General features: G+C 42.0%; 14 protein-coding genes and 1 riboswitch. Of the genes, 9 read left to right on the top strand and 5 right to left on the bottom strand.

What is annotated here, in order from left to right:
* The first annotated feature begins 58 nt into the window (after positions 1–58).
* A complete protein-coding gene (locus tag CAP51_RS10745) occupies positions 59–757 on the top strand; it encodes an aspartate/glutamate racemase family protein (RefSeq protein WP_087620751.1) in 699 nt (232 codons plus the stop codon).
* A 66-nt stretch (positions 758–823) separates the two neighbouring features.
* Here the strand turns inward: CAP51_RS10745 and rlmKL are convergent, their stop codons facing one another.
* Positions 824–3,028, bottom strand: coding sequence for a bifunctional 23S rRNA (guanine(2069)-N(7))-methyltransferase RlmK/23S rRNA (guanine(2445)-N(2))-methyltransferase RlmL (gene rlmKL / locus CAP51_RS10740; RefSeq protein ID WP_087620750.1), 2,205 nt, complete (start codon positions 3,026–3,028; stop codon positions 824–826).
* A 244-nt stretch (positions 3,029–3,272) separates the two neighbouring features.
* Here rlmKL and CAP51_RS10735 point away from each other — a divergent pair, with 244 nt between their 5' ends.
* Positions 3,273–3,635, top strand: a complete 363-nt coding sequence (locus CAP51_RS10735; RefSeq protein WP_087620749.1) for a hypothetical protein — start codon at positions 3,273–3,275, stop codon at positions 3,633–3,635.
* A gap of 116 nt (positions 3,636–3,751) precedes the next feature.
* Here the strand turns inward: CAP51_RS10735 and CAP51_RS10730 are convergent, their stop codons facing one another.
* Positions 3,752–4,750, bottom strand: coding sequence for an LLM class flavin-dependent oxidoreductase (locus tag CAP51_RS10730; protein ID WP_087620748.1), 999 nt, complete (start codon positions 4,748–4,750; stop codon positions 3,752–3,754).
* Positions 4,751–4,952: 202 nt separating this feature from the next.
* Positions 4,953–5,414 carry a glycine zipper domain-containing protein gene (locus tag CAP51_RS10725; protein WP_087620747.1) on the bottom strand — a complete coding sequence of 154 codons (462 nt, stop codon included), beginning with the start codon at positions 5,412–5,414 and terminating at the stop codon, positions 4,953–4,955.
* Positions 5,415–5,752: 338 nt separating this feature from the next.
* Between CAP51_RS10725 and prfA the strand changes: the two genes are divergently transcribed.
* Genes prfA through CAP51_RS10710 form a run of 3 tightly spaced genes read left to right on the top strand, consistent with a single transcriptional unit; the run spans position 5,753 to position 8,323 of the window.
* Complete coding sequence (prfA, locus tag CAP51_RS10720; protein ID WP_087620746.1) at positions 5,753–6,841, top strand: peptide chain release factor 1; 1,089 nt, start codon at positions 5,753–5,755, stop codon at positions 6,839–6,841.
* A gap of 32 nt (positions 6,842–6,873) precedes the next feature.
* Positions 6,874–7,686 (top strand): peptide chain release factor N(5)-glutamine methyltransferase, encoded by an 813-nt coding sequence (gene prmC, locus CAP51_RS10715; protein WP_087620745.1) that lies wholly within the window; start codon positions 6,874–6,876, stop codon positions 7,684–7,686.
* A gap of 43 nt (positions 7,687–7,729) precedes the next feature.
* Complete coding sequence (locus tag CAP51_RS10710; RefSeq protein ID WP_087620744.1) at positions 7,730–8,323, top strand: hypothetical protein; 594 nt, start codon at positions 7,730–7,732, stop codon at positions 8,321–8,323.
* Between the two features lie 54 nt (positions 8,324–8,377).
* Here the strand turns inward: CAP51_RS10710 and bioB are convergent, their stop codons facing one another.
* Positions 8,378–9,364 carry a biotin synthase BioB gene (gene bioB, locus CAP51_RS10705; protein ID WP_087620743.1) on the bottom strand — a complete coding sequence of 329 codons (987 nt, stop codon included), beginning with the start codon at positions 9,362–9,364 and terminating at the stop codon, positions 8,378–8,380.
* A 312-nt stretch (positions 9,365–9,676) separates the two neighbouring features.
* Positions 9,677–9,777: riboswitch (guanidine-I (ykkC/yxkD leader) on the top strand.
* Positions 9,778–9,838: 61 nt separating this feature from the next.
* On the opposite strand from bioB, the gene CAP51_RS10700 reads away from it, so the two are divergent.
* From CAP51_RS10700 to uca, 3 genes are read left to right on the top strand one after another with little or no spacing between them, the layout of a single operon-like run.
* Complete coding sequence (locus CAP51_RS10700) at positions 9,839–10,579, top strand: urea amidolyase associated protein UAAP1 (RefSeq protein ID WP_087620742.1); 741 nt, start codon at positions 9,839–9,841, stop codon at positions 10,577–10,579.
* A gap of 16 nt (positions 10,580–10,595) precedes the next feature.
* The gene (locus CAP51_RS10695) at positions 10,596–11,249 is read left to right on the top strand and encodes an urea amidolyase associated protein UAAP2 (protein WP_087620741.1); all 654 of its coding nucleotides are present in this window, start codon (positions 10,596–10,598) and stop codon (positions 11,247–11,249) included.
* An 11-nt stretch (positions 11,250–11,260) separates the two neighbouring features.
* Entirely contained in the window at positions 11,261–14,884 is a 3,624-nt protein-coding gene (gene uca, locus CAP51_RS10690) for an urea carboxylase (RefSeq protein ID WP_087620740.1), read from the top strand.
* Between the two features lie 48 nt (positions 14,885–14,932).
* Here uca and CAP51_RS10685 read toward each other — a convergent pair whose 3' ends face one another.
* Entirely contained in the window at positions 14,933–15,565 is a 633-nt protein-coding gene (locus CAP51_RS10685) for a glutathione S-transferase family protein (RefSeq protein WP_087620739.1), read from the bottom strand.
* A gap of 357 nt (positions 15,566–15,922) precedes the next feature.
* Here CAP51_RS10685 and CAP51_RS10680 point away from each other — a divergent pair, with 357 nt between their 5' ends.
* On the top strand, positions 15,923–16,357 hold the full coding sequence (locus tag CAP51_RS10680; protein ID WP_087620738.1) for a CopG family ribbon-helix-helix protein: 435 nt from the start codon (positions 15,923–15,925) through the stop codon (positions 16,355–16,357).
* Positions 16,358–16,361 lie beyond the last annotated feature (4 nt).

Below are 16,361 nucleotides of genomic sequence, written 5' to 3'. Positions count from 1 at the left end.
CTGAAATAAAAATGTTTTATGTATTTTAGGCTATGAATTATGGGTAGAAAGGTTAGATATGCGTATACAAGTTATTAATCCCAATACGTCTTTAGAAATGACCGTTTCAATTGGAGAAAGTGCCAACAAAGTTGCGGTAGCGAATACCGAAATTATTGCGGTTTCTCCGGAAGAGGGTGTGCCTTCTATTGAAGGTCATTATGATGAAGCCATTTCTGCCATTGGTGTATTAAAACTGGTACAACAAGGTCGAGAGCAGGGTGTAGACGGTCATGTGATTGCCTGTTTTGGTGATCCGGCGTTACATGCTGCGCGGGAAGTGGCTGATGCACCTGTGATTGGTATTGCGGAGGCGGCTTTTCATATGGCAACGCTGATTGCGACCAAATTTTCGATTGTAACTACTTTAAGTCGTACTAAAATTATTGCGGAACATTTATTGCACCAATATGGTTTTGCCCATAAATGCGCACAGATTCGCTGTATTGATTTGCCCGTTCTCGATCTGGAAAATAATGAACAGGCAACCTATCAAAAGTTGCTGGAAAATTGCCTTGCAGCAAAACAGCAAGACGGGATTGGGGCGATTGTGCTGGGGTGTGGTGGTATGGCAAAACTTGCCGAACGTGTTGCCGCAGAAATTGATATTCCAGTGATTGATGGCGTAACGGCTGCGGTAAAACTCATTGAGGCCCTACATGGTTTGGGTATTAAAACCAGTAAATGGGGCGATTATAATTATCCCGAACAAAAATAATCAGTGACTTTAAAATAAAAAGGGGCGCTGCAATGACAACGCCCCATTTTTATATCAAAATCCTCATTAAACTGGATAATGGCGAATCCTCCAGGCACGGTGGATTTTTTGATTGCGTTTATAATCCGGCCCAATGGTCCAGTGGGTGATTTCTTCCACCTGATACATGGCTTCGATTTCTTCATCGAGTTCAAAACCGCGGTAGTTATTGGAAAAATACAGGGTACCATCTGTGCTTAAACGATTCATAGCACGTTTTAATAAGGATAAATGATCACGCTGTACGTCAAAGGTACCGTAGAATTTCTTGGAATTCGAGAAAGTAGGTGGATCAATAAAAATCAGATCATATTGCTCATGACCTTCTTTAAGCCATTCAAAACAATCACTTTCAAAAAACTGGTGTTGCTCATCAGGATGATCAACAGTAAGGCCATTTAACACAAAGTTTTCTTTGGACCAGTTCAGATAGGTGTTAGACAAGTCTACACTCGTAGTACTGGCAGCACCACCCAAAGCCGCATGTACGCTTGCGGTGGAGGTATAACTATACAGATTTAAAAAGTGCTTGCCGCGGGCTTCTTTGGCAATCTGTAAACGAATCTGACGGTGATCAAGGAATAAACCGGTATCCAGATAGTCGGTCAAATTAACCAGAAGTTTGGCTTGACCTTCACGTACGATAAAGCGTTTTGATGCGCTGCTTTGTTTTTCGTACTGAGTTTTACCAGCCTGACGGGCACGGGTTTTGATAAAGATATTTTCACGGCTTAAGCCTGTGACAGCACGCAGCGTTGCGAGTGCCAGATTAAAGCGTTTTTTGGCTTTTTCTGGATCGATGGTTTTAGGTGGTGCATACTCCTGTACATGCAGTTTGTCACCATATAAATCCACCGCAATATTAAAATCGGGCAGATCGGCATCATACAAACGTAGGCAATAAATATTGTCCTTGATGGCCCATTTTTTATAGCCGGACATATTTTTTTGCAAGCGATTGGCAAAGTCCTGTGCACCTTCGATTTCAACAGCTTGTGGTTGCCATGTGGCTAAAAATGGCTGGTTGATACCGAGTGGTTTGATTTCTCCGAAACGAATGTAAATGGGTAATTTACCATTCATTAAACGTAAAGTTTCGGTATGTTGAAGTGCTAATACATCAGCCTGTTCAATTTGTGCAGCGATAACGGCAGCAGACTGATTTGGGAAAGTTTCCTGTAATAGTAGGGATAAACCCTGATATAACGCACGATTGGACGCTTTGTCCCCTAGACGTTCACCATATGGTGGATTGGTCACAATAAAGGCTTTTTGCTGTTCTTCAAGCTGAAAATCAGGCCAATCTCCCAATACCCGTTCTTCAATCCGGATATCATCAATAATGCGTTCAAAACCTGCGGCAATGATATTTTGACGAGTGGCTTTTACAGCTTCCCAGTCGGCATCAAAGGCATAAAATTTGGGCAATGGTTGTTCCAGTGCTGCATAATGACGCTCAACAGCTTCTTTTTTGATACTTTGCCACAGATCATGATCGTGGCCATGCCAGCCATTAAAGCCAAAACGACGTACCATACCCGGTGCACGATCGGTCAGAATCATCAATGCTTCGATGATAAATGTGCCCGAACCACACATAGGATCAAGAATTAAATCGTGTTGTTTCTGTTTTAGCTGAGCTTTTTGCAAGATTGCTGCGGCCAGATTTTCCTTAATCGGTGCATCGGTCATATAACGGCGATAACCGCGTTTATGTAAACTATCACCAGATAAATCTAGACAGAAGATATGTGCATCCTTACCTGCCAATACATAGAGGGTGATTTCTGGTTGTTTAATGTCGATGCTTGGACGTCGACCTTGACTTTCCATAAAGCTATCCACTACACCATCTTTGACCCTTAAAGTGGCAAACTGTGGATTTACTCGGATTTCACGTTCGGTGTGTAGGCGAATGGCGAAGGTACTTTGTGGTGCAAAAATTAGTGACCAGTCAAAATTTACAGCAGCCTCAAACAATTCTTCGGCGACATCACGGGCATCATGCTGATACTCAATTTCGTGCTGAAAAATAGGCACAAGTACCCGTGAGGCAAGGCGTGACCACATACAGATGCGATAAGCTGTTTCCAGTGTACCCTGAATGATTAAACGACCCATTTTACGTTCGGTAATGGTTGCACCAAGCTGTTCTATTTCTTCTTGTAACAGGTTTTCCAGACCATCAGCACAAGTAATCCAATAGGTGTTTAAACGCAAAGAGCTATTCATAAAATTAATAAACCAAAATTATTAGGTGCGAAATATGGCAAAGTTTAACGTATTTTCAGTCGAAACACTCTGTTTAATTTTTTATTCCTGTTTATTTTGTGATGATAATCACAAGTTTTGGATAAATAAGCAGATATTTTAAAACTTGGCATTTTTTTTGCTGTTTTACTGATCGATGATTGCCGCATCAAAATTTGTAATCAAATGGTGCGTATGAAGTTCAGTTGCTAAGGAAGATATGCTTATGAATAGTTCGGTACAATATAGTTTAAGTTCTGACCGGGATATATTTGCAATTGCCACACAAATGTATGTGCGGTTAAGACGTGTATCTGGTCGAGTAATGGATGTCAGTTATTTGGTTGAAAATCATAATTATGCACAATATATCATTGATCTTGCATTGGGGACACAGGATGCAGAGTTAGAGCGTTATGCATTGCGTTTAAAAAACTTAATTCAGCCTGAGCACGAGCAAGCTGTACAGCAACAAGAATATCTCTCGGTTGATACAGCGACATCAGCCGAATCAAATGAAGATCAAATCAGTGAAGAAGAAGTGTTTAAGGCGCAAGTGCCACATCATTATATTGGTGCTTTGCGATAGTGGTTTAAATGCAAAATAATTCCATCAGAATCTTCCTATTTAAGATTGAAATACATGAAGGTTGAAATAAGTATCGAAGATTCTGAGCCATTTCGCAAAAAGGGGTTTTATCAGGTTTAATCCTGTAGCTGTTTAAGTAATTCAAAACTACGTAATCGTGCCTCAGGCGCATAAACATCGCAGGTGAAAATTAATTCATCTGCTTGTGTGACATTTAAAAATTCTATCAATTGCTGTTTTACGGTATGTGGTGATCCGAATTTGGCAACACCAAGAAAATTATGTACAGTATTTTTTTCTGCTTCATTCCATAATCCATGCATGGACTCAATCGGTGGTTTTAATTTGATGGATTGTCCACGAATTAATCCCAAAATACGCTGATAAATGGTTGTTGCCAGATATTCCGCTTCTTCGTCACTGTCCGCAACCAGACTGGGCACTCCTAAAATGACATATGGTTTTTCCAGATCGTCGGAAGCCTGAAAGTTTTCCCGATACAATTGAATCGCCTGCATCATCATGCGTGGGGCAAAATGTGAAGCAAAAGCATAGGGTAAACCCAGACGCGCAGCCAGTTGTGCACTAAATAAACTTGAACCCAATAAATATACCGGTACATGGGTACCTTCTCCGGGTGTTGCAACAATTTGTTGTCTTGGTTTGGCATCATCAAAGTAATTTAAAATTTCCAGCACATCATGCGGAAATTGATCTTCGGTTTCCTGACGACCTCGTCTTAGGGCACGCATGGTGGTTGGGTCTGTACCCGGTGCACGGCCCAGACCTAGATCAATGCGGTTGGGGTACAAGGTTGCCAAAGTACCAAATTGTTCGGCGACAACAAGCGGAGCATGATTTGGGAGCATAATACCGCCAGAACCTAAACGTAATGTTGTGGTATTGGCTGCCAGATAACCTAGTAGGACACTGGTGGCGGAACTAGCAATACCGGACATATTATGATGCTCGGCAATCCAGAAACGATGATAACCCCATTTTTCGGCATGTTGTGCCAAATCGAGTGCTTGGTGTAAGGCTTGTTGTGCAGTACCATGATCATGGATTGGGGCGAGTTCTAAAATAGAAAATTTACACTGCTGTATTGTGCTCACTGACAATGTCCGGAAATTTAAATCATAAAAAAATTATAGCGGTTTTGTCCGGTCTGTTTTATACAGATTTGTAAGGCACTTTTTAGAAAAAATAGCAGTCGAAGTACAAAAAATCCTTAATACTTTAATAGATGAAAACATAGCCTTATTCTAATATTAGTTTAGGATAAGGCTACGCTTTGAATGATGAATCAGAAAAGGCTTAGCGATATTTTTTCTGATAACCTTTTTTCCAGTCATTATGACGTGGAGAATATTTTACCTTTTTATAGTTACTGCGTTGATTGACATTACGGTCATCACCAATTTTATTGCCCAAAGCGCCACCACCCGCAGCACCCAGCGCAGCACCGATCAGTTGACCGGTAGAACCATTCATGCTTTTACCGACGGCACCACCAGCGACTGAGCCTAGTCCTGCACCTATTGCCGATTCGGTACGGGTAGATTTTTTACTTGCTGCTGCGGCACCACCGGCACCGCCAATAACCGAACCAATTGTTGCACCGTTAGAACCACCTACCGATTGTCCAACCACATTACCGACGACACTGCCTAATGCACCAGCGGCAGCAACACGGGTGGTACTATCTGCATAACTACTGCCTGCAACCAGCAGGCTACTCGAGAACAGGGCGGTATAAATCCATTTTGCAGTTTGCATATCTATCTCCACTAAAGATGTATCAAAATTTTTCAATGAATGCACTGTAGCAAACTGCCTGTTGCTAAAAATGAAGAGATTTTTATCGAATGCTCTTTTTGGGTAGCCTTGTGTTGCAGAAATTTTACCAATTGTAATGACAAAGTGATGCTTATTGTGTTCTAAGATCAAAATGTGATGCAAGTTTAAAGTGCAATTTTAAAAGTTTAATTTAGTGCTATCAGCAATCAAGGTAGGATTTATCGACAAGAATAGGTAAACTATGCGGCATTTTATAAATTACCGTTTTCATGTGATGTTGTAATTGCATGAACAAGATGGATTGAGAAAGTCAGTATATGAAAGAGTCACTACGTTTACGTTTAGATCAATTGTCTGATCGTTATGAGGAATTAACTGCACTTTTGGCGGATGCCGAAGTGATTTCCGATAATAACAAATTTCGTAAACTCTCCCGTGAACATAGTGATTTGCAGGAAATTACCGAAGTCTGGCAGCAATATACTCAGGCCGAACAAGATATTGCCACCGCAGAAGAAATGCTTGCCGATCCAGATTTTAAGGAAATGGCCCAAGAAGAAATCAAAAGTAATAAAACGCTCTTAGAAGAACTGGAAGGGCGTTTGAACATTTTGATGATTCCAAAAGACCCCAATGATGCCAATGCTGCATTTCTGGAAATTCGTGCCGGAACCGGTGGTGATGAAGCTGCGATTTTTTCCGGTGATTTATTTCGTATGTATAGTAAATATGCCGAGTCACAAGGCTGGCGTATTGAAATTCTGTCCGAAAATGAAGGCGAACATGGCGGTTATAAGGAAGTCATTTGTCGGGTTGATGGTGATGGTGTCTATGGTCGCCTGAAATTTGAAAGTGGCGCGCATCGGGTACAGCGTGTACCTGCAACTGAATCACAGGGTCGGGTACATACCTCGGCCTGTACAGTAGCAATTTTACCGGAAGTCGATATTGATACCAGTGTGGAGATTAATCCTGCCGATTTGCGTATCGATACTTATCGTGCTTCAGGTGCGGGTGGTCAGCACATTAACAAAACTGATTCTGCGGTACGGATTACCCATATTCCAACCGGTACTGTAGTGGAATGTCAGGACGAGCGTTCACAGCATAAAAATAAAGCCAAGGCCATGGCTTTACTGGCTTCTCGTCTGGAAAATGCCAAACGTCAGGCACAGGCTGATGCAACTTCTGAAATGCGTCGTGATCTGGTCGGTTCCGGTGATCGCTCCGAACGTATCCGAACTTATAACTATCCGCAAGGTCGCATGACCGACCATCGTATCAACTTAACCTTGTATAAACTCGATGCTGTTATGGAAGGTGATTTAACAGAATTGCTGGATAGTTTACATCGTGAATATCAGGCCGATCAATTGGCGATGCTGGCGCAGGAAAATGGCGGTTAATTGAATTAAATCTCTTTTTCTGGACATTATTTTTGAAAATTGCACAAGCCTTAAGCTTAAGAGGACAAGCAGATAGCTATGAACGTCAGGAGGCGACATGGCTATTGGAGCATATTTTAAAATTATCGGCACTAGAACTCAAATTGCATATGATGCAAGCCTTAACTGCCGAGCAGGAACAAGCCTATCTTGATGGTTTGATGCGTCTAGCCAAAGGTGAGCCTTTGGCTTATATCACCGGAACACAACCATTCTGGACACTGGATTTAAAGGTCACACCAGATACACTGGTACCGCGTCCGGATACCGAAATTCTGATTGAAACCGTATTGAATCTGGATTTACCTTATCAGGCCAATGTGGTTGATCTGGGCACGGGAACCGGGGCAATTGCACTGGCTCTGGCTTCTGAACGGCCACACTGGCATATCACCGCTACAGATATTTATGCTGCCACATTGGACGTTGCCAAAGAAAATGCGATAAGGCATGGTTTGGATCGGGTACAATTTGCTTTGGGGGCATGGTATCAAGCCTTAACTGCACAAAAATTTGATTTAATCGTGTCGAATCCACCATATATCGATCCACAGGATCCACATGTGCTGAACCTGCAACATGAGCCTCAACGGGCTTTAGTGGCAGATCAACACGGTTTGGCAGATTTGGAACATATTATTACTACTGCGCGCTATTGGCTCAAACCCAATGGTTGGGTGGTACTGGAACATGGTTTTGATCAGGCACAAGCGGTACAAACACGATTTAAACAAAATCATTATAAAAATATTACGTCAATTCAGGACTATGGTGGCAATGACAGGGTGACCCTGGCACAATTTTGATCTATGCTTATGGACAGCAAATATAACAACATGAGAGAGAACAATGTCCGAACCAGTACAATTACGTGATGCGCTGATCAATGTTTTTCCAAAATTAACGCCCAAAGATTTTCCCGAAGTGCTCAATACAGAATCTTTAACTACATGGTTTAATGTCTGGCTGGAAGAATTCCCTGAATCTGAAAAATATGTGGCCAGTGGTCATGTCAAGGATTGGCTGTGGGAACTTGAAGATGATATTGGACAGCTGGACATTGCAAATAAATATGATCTTGATTTATCCACTGTCGTTCAGAGAATTTCCTATTACCTGAGTGGTCCGGGTGATGAAGATGAGCAGGAACTCGAAACCGATCATGATGATGAAGATGATCTGGATGGTGAAACTGAAATTGATCCGGACACCTATCGGGCAATTTGTCTGGAAAACGTGCTCGACGAGTTGCTAAAAAAAGGCATCAATGCCATTACGGTAGAATTGGATCAACAGATTATTTTAATTTTAAGTGATGCTAACGCTGAACAGCTTGATGTTTTAACGTCTTTGATCAGTGATGTCTATCCGGAAGGTGAGGTCAATTTCTATCAGGCGGAGCTGTATCCATCCCATTATGATTTTGAAAATATTTTGGAATAATCACTTTTATAGAAGCTGTTCTTCAATAAGTCTTTGGCCTTGGGCGAGGCTGGATTAACCAGCCATCGCATCAACCGCCGTTTCTCGTACACTAACTTTAGGTTTTTCTGCTTCAAGGCCAAGTTTGGCAAATAATGCCTGATCTTTACCTTGTCCGGCATTTGGCGTGGTTAGCAATTTTTCACCAGAGAAGATGGAATTTGCACCTGCCATAAATGCCAGTGCTTGATCGGAGTCGCTTAAAGACTCACGTCCCGCAGACAAACGGATATAACTGGTTGGCATTAAAATACGTGCTGTGGCAATGGTACGAATCCATTCAATCACATCAAGTTTTTCTACATTTGCCAAAGGTGTTCCTTCGATCGGTACCAGCATATTAATCGGTACTGATTCCGGATGTACTGGCAGCGTGGCAAGTTCATAAAGTAAGCCGATACGATCCTGTTGTGATTCACCTAAACCGACAATCCCGCCACTACATACTTTTAAACCAGCATTACGCACATGATCTAGGGTATCTAGTCGGTCATCAAAAGTTCGGGTACTGATGATATTGGAATAATATTCACGTGAAGTATCCAGATTATGATTGTAATAATCCAGTCCGGCATCTTTTAGACGTTCTGCCTGTGAGGCATTGAGCATCCCCAGAGTCATACAGGTTTCCATACCCAATGCCTTAACTTCACGTACCATTTCCAGCACATAAGGCATATCGCGTTCATGTGGATTACGCCATGCAGCGCCCATACAAAAACGGGAAGAACCGGATTCCTTTGCTTCAATCGCTTCACGAATGACTTTTTCTACTGCAATACGCTTTTCCGCTTCGAGTTTTGAATCATAACGTGCTGATTGTGAGCAATATTTACAATCTTCTGGGCATTTGCCGGTTTTGATCGAGAGCAGGGTACTGACCTGAATGGTATTTTTTTTGAAATTCTGGCGATGCAGGCGCTGGGCTTCAAACAACAAATCCATAAAAGGTTGTTGATATAAGGCTTCAATTTCTTGTCTTGTCCAGTCATTACGTTGCATGAGTTTCTTTCCAATCTTCGCCAATAAACTACGCCATAACTATATAATGGATTGCGTCAGTTGTTATAGACCAATTCTTCCATTCTTCTACAATTTTAGTTAAGGCAATTACTTTTCTATCTTTGTTATATCAAAAACTATACCAACTCTAAATTACTCGTTTGTGGTCAAAATCAAAGGAATCACTGCCGATTTGCTGAGTTTTAGTGCAGTTTCCCGTGGCAAAAATTTTTCTTGCACCAATTTAGTATTACTTTTTATGAAAATCGTAATACTAAATTGGCATAAGCTTTGCTTTTAGTTTATGAACAGCAAAAAGTGATCTAGGGTTCCGATGTTGCAATGATCAACATGACTGGACCGAGAGATGACGGTTCGTAAGAACTACACGGAGGGATAAAAGCCCGGGAGGTCAGGAGATGAATCTCGCTATTCATTTCTAAAACTGAATCGATTTATCCGCAAGGAGTTGTTATGAACACATCGAAATATCATGAGCAAAAGGCACTCTGGCAAGAATTATTACCCGGTGGTCATCATTGGTCTGGACGGATACCGCGTGGCACAGTTTTACAATTTGAAGCATTGGGTAGCAATGCCAATGTATCTTTGTATTGTGTCAATGCACAAGAAAAGTTGGAACGCTTTAATATGCCGGACAGTTTAAAGGCCCAGCATACGGCATTTTTAACAATCGGCAATGTGTTGTATTCCGATCTTGGTCATGTGATGGCATCGATTGTTCGCGATGATCATGGTTGGAATGATGCGATCTGTGGTCCGAGTACAGCGGAACAGATTCAGGATCATTTTGGCATACAGACTTTTCAGGATGCGCGCAATGCCATGTATCAAAATGGTTTGGACAGTTTGCTGGTAGAAATGACCAAATTTTCTCTGGGTGTTGAGGATTTAACTGCTACGGTAAATTTATTTTCCAAAGTCAGTCCTGATGATTCAGGAGCACTTTCTTATTGTGATTCAGATAATTCCGGACAGATTATTGAATTACGTTTTGAAATGGATTGCTTGGTATTTCTGTCTGCTGCACCGCATGCACTGGATGCGGCAGCAAACTATCAACCTGCCGATGTACAACTGCGTTTATTTAAAGCTTTGCCATTGCTGCAACAGGATATTTGCCGAGATTCATGTCATCAGAATCAGAATGGTTTTGCCAATAATCAGCGTTATTTTGCATTAGACAATTATTAATATCAGGAGAATAACAATGACAAATTTGGCATTACAACATTTTGAACACGAATTATTAAGTGAAGTCTGTCCTGCTGGCGAAGGATGGATGTGTGAAGTTAAAAAAGGGCAATATTTTCGTATAGTGGATTTAGAAGGCAATCAAGCAGTGGATACGTTGTTTATCAGTGCAGCCAATCCACAGGAACGTTATAGTGCAACTGATACCATTGCCAAAAATCAGCAAATTTATCTGGAAAAAGGCACCACGTTATATACCAATCTCGGCCATGCGATTGCCACCATTGTTGATGACAATTGTGGGCGGCATGACACATTGGGCGGTGCCTGTTCCTGCGAGAGTAATACCGTACGTTATTCCCATGATAAATATCCAATGCACAGTTGCCGCAATAATTTTATGCATGCATTGGCCACTCATCCGGTTGCAAAAAAACATGGTTTAAATGTTCGCCATATTGGACCCAATATTAACTTCTTTATGAATGTACCTGTCACTTCAGATGGTCATCTCAAGTTTGATGACGGGATTTCTGCACCGGGTAAATATGTGGAGATTCAGGCCGACATGGACTTGATCGTGTTGATCTCCAATTGTCCGCAACTGAATAACCCCTGTAATGCCTATAATCCGACACGGATTCAGCTCATCGTGCGTGATGCAGAATAAGGGGCAAATACATGTTTAATAAAGTTTTGATTGCCAATCGTGGCGCAATTGCCTGCCGGATTATTCGTACCTTAAAACGTCTCGGGATTCAGTCGGTTGCAGTTTATTCCGAAGCTGATCGTGATTCACTACATGTCAGTCTTGCCGATGAAGCTTTTTGTATCGGGGCAGCACCAGCCAGCCAAAGTTATCTGAATGTTGAAAAAATTCTACAAATTGCCTTGCAAAGTGGGGCAAATGCGATTCACCCGGGTTATGGTTTTTTATCGGAAAATGCTGCATTTTGTGATTTGTGTGAACAACGTGGTATTGCTTTTATTGGGCCTACCTCACAGCAAATGCGGGATTTTGGTTTAAAACATACTGCACGGGAACTGGCGATTGAAAATCAGGTGCCATTATTACCGGGGAGTAATTTACTGGCAGATGAAGCCGAAGCATTAACCGAAGCTGCCCGAATTGGCTATCCCGTAATGCTAAAAAGTACCGCAGGCGGTGGCGGGATCGGCATGCGTCTGGTCTGGAATGAAGCCGAATTAAAAGAAGCCTATGCTACCGTGTCCTATTTGGCGCAAGCCAACTTTAAGGATGCAGGACTTTATCTGGAAAAATTTGTCCAGCATGCCCGTCATATCGAAGTACAGATTTTTGGTGATGGTCAAGGCAAAGTGCTGGCACTCGGTGAACGGGACTGCTCGGTACAACGCCGTAATCAGAAAGTAATTGAAGAAACGCCAGCACCGCATTTATCTCAAACACAGCGTGATTATCTGCAACGGGTGGCGATTCAACTGATGCAATCGGTGAATTACCGTTCGGCAGGGACAGTTGAATTTGTGATGGATACCGAAGCCCAACATGAAGATCAGCAATTTTATTTTTTGGAAGTCAATACCCGTTTGCAGGTTGAACATGGTGTGACCGAACAGGTGTTTGGCATAGATCTGGTGGAGTGGATGGTGACGCTTGCCAGTGGTGATCTCGTTTTACCGGAAACAGTGAATGCACCGCAGGGTCATTCGATTCAGGTACGTTTATATGCCGAAGACCCGATTAAAAATTTTCAGCCCAGTGCAGGCTTACTGACAGAAGTTAAGTTTGATCCGAATGCCCGTATCGAAACCTGGGTGGAAACTGGTTCTTATGTTTCTTCTTTTTATGATCCGATGATTGCCAAAATTATTGTGACTGCTGCCGACCGTGAGCAGGCAATTCAGGCGATGTCGGATACATTAGCAAACACCAGTATTGCAGGCATTGAAACCAATCTTGAATATTTGCAGGAAATTGTCGCAGGTCAGGTATTTAACAGCGGCACACAAACCACACGATTTTTAAATGATTTTGTCTGGAAAACCCAAAAAATTGAAGTCTTGCAGGCAGGGATTCAAACTGCGGTGCAGGATGTCACCGGACGTTTGGGCTATTGGGATGTGGGTGTGCCACCATCGGGTGCAATGGATCCTTTAAGTTTAAATATGGCCAATCAGTTACTTGGCAATCCGTTTAATACTGCGGGGCTGGAATGTACCTTGCAAGGACCTACGCTTAAATTTCATTGCGACAGCCAGATTGTATTAACAGGCGGTGAGATGCAGGCTGTGCTTGATGGTGAAAAACTTGCTATGTACTGCACTATTGCCGTGAAAAAAGGACAAGTCCTGAAATGTGGAAAAGTAACTACAGGTTGCCGCAGTTACATCGGAATTAAAGGTGGTTTAAACCTTCCCGAATATTTGGGGAGTCAGGCAACATTTACATTAGGACAATTTGGCGGACATGCCGGACGTAATTTATTAATCGGTGATATGTTGCCGATTACGGAAACGCCTACAACGCAACAACAGCACAATAACCTGACTGTACAACAGATACCGCAATTTGGTCATCACTGGGAAATTGCAGTGATGTATGGGCCGCATGGTGCCCCGGATTTCTTTACCCCAGAGGATATTGAGACTTTCTTCGCCCATGAATTTGAAATCCATTATAACTCTAGCCGCACCGGAATTCGCTTAATTGGTCCAAAACCACAATGGGCAAGAACCGACGGCGGAGAAGCCGGTTTACACCCATCAAATATTCACGATAACGCCTACGCCATTGGTGCCATTGATTTCACTGGGGACATGCCAATTATTCTGGGACCTGATGGTCCAAGTCTAGGCGGTTTTGTCTGTCCTGCGGTGGTGGTGCATTCCGAATTATGGAAACTCGGACAACTAAAAGCTGATGATAAGGTGAAGTTTATCCCAATCAGCTATACACAGGCACAAACATTAAACTTTGCTTATTGTGATCTGATACAAAGCAAAGATGTCGCTGATCTAACTCAATTACCGGAGATTGAGGTTGAAACAGATACCCTAAAAGATGCAGTATTGGCAACGCTAGCAGGACAAGGTGATGTGCCACGCGTGGTATATCGTCCGGCAGGCAATCATTATTTGCTGGTTGAATATGGTGATTTGGTACTCGATCTGAATCTTAGATTTAGAATCCATGCTTTGATGCAATGGGTTAAAGATCAAGATATTAAAGGTATTATTGACCTTACCCCGGGCATTCGTTCACTACAAATTCATTTTGATTCGACAGTTTTAGATCAGAAAAAATTGCTGACTTTGTTGCAACAGGCAGAAATGGAATTACCTGATGTTAAAAATATGCAGGTGCCGTCACGGACAGTTTATTTACCGCTGGCTTGGGAAGATTCACAAACCAGGCTTGCCACCGAAAAATACACGCAATTGGTACGTGCAGATGCACCGTGGTGTCCAGATAATGTTGAATTTATCCGTCGGATTAATGGTTTAGCATCGAAACAGGCGGTCAAGGATATTGTGTATAACACCAATTATCTGGTGATGGGACTCGGAGATGTTTATTTAGGTGCACCTGTTGCAACCCCGCTTGATCCACGGCATCGTTTGGTGACCACAAAATATAACCCTGCACGAACTTGGACACCTGAAAATGCCGTCGGTATTGGTGGTGCCTATATGTGTGTTTATGGCATGGAAGGACCGGGTGGTTATCAGTTTGTTGGACGTACCACGCAAATGTGGAGCCGCTACCGTAAAAACGCCAACTTTGACGCCAATAAACCGTGGTTATTACGCTTTTTTGATCAGATCAAATTTTATGAAGTCAGTGAAGAAGAATTACTGATCATGCGTGATGACTTCAAGGCTGGACGTTTAACCATTCGTATTGAAGATGGCATATTAAACCTAAAACAATACAATGATTTCCTGAATGAGCATGAGGACAGTATTCATGCCTTTAAACAGGTACAACAGCAAAATTTTGAAGCGGAACGCCGTCGCTGGCATGAGGCAGGATTGGCAGAATATGTGTCTGATTCAGCAGATGAAATCGACGATGACAGTGCAGTGATTATTCCAGAAAACGGACTGGCAGTGGAATCGCATATGCCGGGTTCAATCTGGAAAGTTGAATGTGCTGTTGGTGATATTGTCGAGGAAGGGCAGATATTGGCAGTGATTGAAGCCATGAAAATTGAAATTCCAATCGTCGCACCGGAAAAAATGAAAGTACATGAAGTGTTGGCAGAAAAAGGCCATACCGTCAAAACAGGGCAGGTGTTGTTTACCTTGGCTTCAATGAACTAAAAAAGTATGGGCTATGTTAAAAATATAGCTCATTACTCTATGTAAAGATTAAATAGTGTCGTCATCAATATAATGCTGTAGTTTTGGCATCGCCTTAAATTTTGGTAATATTTCAATTCGTTTAAGCCACTGGCAAATAGCAGGGTAAGGCGCCAAAGAAATTCCCCCTTCAGGGATATGAGCAATATAAGCATAACAAGATAGATCAGCAATGGTTATGTTTTTTGTTGCCAACCATTCTCGCTGTTGCAAGTGCTGTTCCATAAATATCAATATTCTTTTTGCGATTGTTTGCGCATGCTCTAAATTTTCCTGATAATCCCATTGCTTCACTGCTCGTGCAATTGCACAACCATATTTTATTTCGCCTGCTGCAATAGAGAGCCATCGTTGAATGTCTGCGGCACCCATAGGATCTTCGGGTAACCAGTGGCTGTTTGGGGCATATTGTTTTGCCAGATAAATTAAGATCGCATTGCTATCAGTAATAGTTTTCTGGTCATCAATCAAAATGGGGATTTGTTGCAAGGGATTTAAATGCCTAAACATTTCAGTTGTTCGTATTTCACTTGGTGCATGAATAATTTCATAAGGCAAATCAAGAAATAACAGGAATTGTTCAACTTTATGACAGTGTCCTGACAATGGTGTCGAATATAAAATAAGTTTTTTCTGCTGCATATAGATTGTGTCCCTTAAATTTGAGGATGCGTATTAAAGTAAAAAAAACAGCAATAGAACTCTTTTAAAGCATGTTTATCACATCATACTTTTTACTTTGATCAAATATAGTGCATGTTTCTTTCTTTTTTGGGATATTTTCTTTGCTAAAACTGGCATAAATCATGCTTTATAAAAAATAAGTATTACGAAATTTGTAAAAAGTAATACTAAGGAGAAAAGCATGAAACATTGCCTCAATCACAGCAATCAATTTGCGATATGGCTTTTACAACGACTGGCCCAGATTTTTGCTGCACGCGCTCGCTTTTATCAGACATACTATGATGATCTGAATAAACACTAAGGTGCAAATCAATGGCAAAACAAAAGCTTACCAGAATCAGTATTACCTTACCTGAAGAAACGCTACAGGCACTGGATATTATGGTCGATGATCAGGGTTTTGACAGTCGTTCGCAGGCGCTGGTGGATATGATCAATCATCGTCTGATTGCGCAGCAGGCCATTTCCAATGCGGTGATGGTGGGGACTTTAACCTTGTTATATGACCGTAACTTTCCCAATATTCGTATCCAGATTGGGGACTTACAGCATCAATATCTGGAACAGGTGATTAGTTCTCTCACTGTTCAACTTGATCAGGACAAGGTGTTGGAGGTCATGCTATTACAAGGGGTAAGCACCGAGCTGGACTGTATTAGCCAGCAATTTATTGCCATCAAAGGGGTGATCAAGGGGCATCTAGAATTGATGGATGCTGTTATGCCGCCATTACAACAAAACGAGTAGGGTG

The sequence above is a fragment of the Acinetobacter populi genome (assembly GCF_002174125.1).
GTDB classification, from domain to species: Bacteria; Pseudomonadota; Gammaproteobacteria; order Pseudomonadales; family Moraxellaceae; genus Acinetobacter; species Acinetobacter populi.
The sequence above is the reverse complement of the archived record's forward strand: the minus strand, read 5'-3'. Positions and strand labels throughout refer to the sequence as shown.

What these genes read in the sequence shown, in the direction of transcription:
- CAP51_RS10745 (WP_087620751.1), top strand. Translation starts at nt 59, where the DNA reads ATGCGTATACAAGTTATTAATCCCAATACGTCTTTAGAAATGACCGTT.
- rlmKL (WP_087620750.1), bottom strand. Translation starts at nt 3,028, where the DNA reads ATGAATAGCTCTTTGCGTTTAAACACCTATTGGATTACTTGTGCTGAT.
- CAP51_RS10735 (WP_087620749.1), top strand. Translation starts at nt 3,273, where the DNA reads ATGAATAGTTCGGTACAATATAGTTTAAGTTCTGACCGGGATATATTT.
- CAP51_RS10725 (WP_087620747.1), bottom strand. Translation starts at nt 5,414, where the DNA reads ATGCAAACTGCAAAATGGATTTATACCGCCCTGTTCTCGAGTAGCCTG.
- prfA (WP_087620746.1), top strand. Translation starts at nt 5,753, where the DNA reads ATGAAAGAGTCACTACGTTTACGTTTAGATCAATTGTCTGATCGTTAT.
- CAP51_RS10710 (WP_087620744.1), top strand. Translation starts at nt 7,730, where the DNA reads ATGTCCGAACCAGTACAATTACGTGATGCGCTGATCAATGTTTTTCCA.
- bioB (WP_087620743.1), bottom strand. Translation starts at nt 9,364, where the DNA reads ATGCAACGTAATGACTGGACAAGACAAGAAATTGAAGCCTTATATCAA.
- CAP51_RS10700 (WP_087620742.1), top strand. Translation starts at nt 9,839, where the DNA reads ATGAACACATCGAAATATCATGAGCAAAAGGCACTCTGGCAAGAATTA.
- CAP51_RS10695 (WP_087620741.1), top strand. Translation starts at nt 10,596, where the DNA reads ATGACAAATTTGGCATTACAACATTTTGAACACGAATTATTAAGTGAA.
- uca (WP_087620740.1), top strand. Translation starts at nt 11,261, where the DNA reads ATGTTTAATAAAGTTTTGATTGCCAATCGTGGCGCAATTGCCTGCCGG.
- CAP51_RS10685 (WP_087620739.1), bottom strand. Translation starts at nt 15,565, where the DNA reads ATGCAGCAGAAAAAACTTATTTTATATTCGACACCATTGTCAGGACAC.
- CAP51_RS10680 (WP_087620738.1), top strand. Translation starts at nt 15,923, where the DNA reads ATGGCAAAACAAAAGCTTACCAGAATCAGTATTACCTTACCTGAAGAA.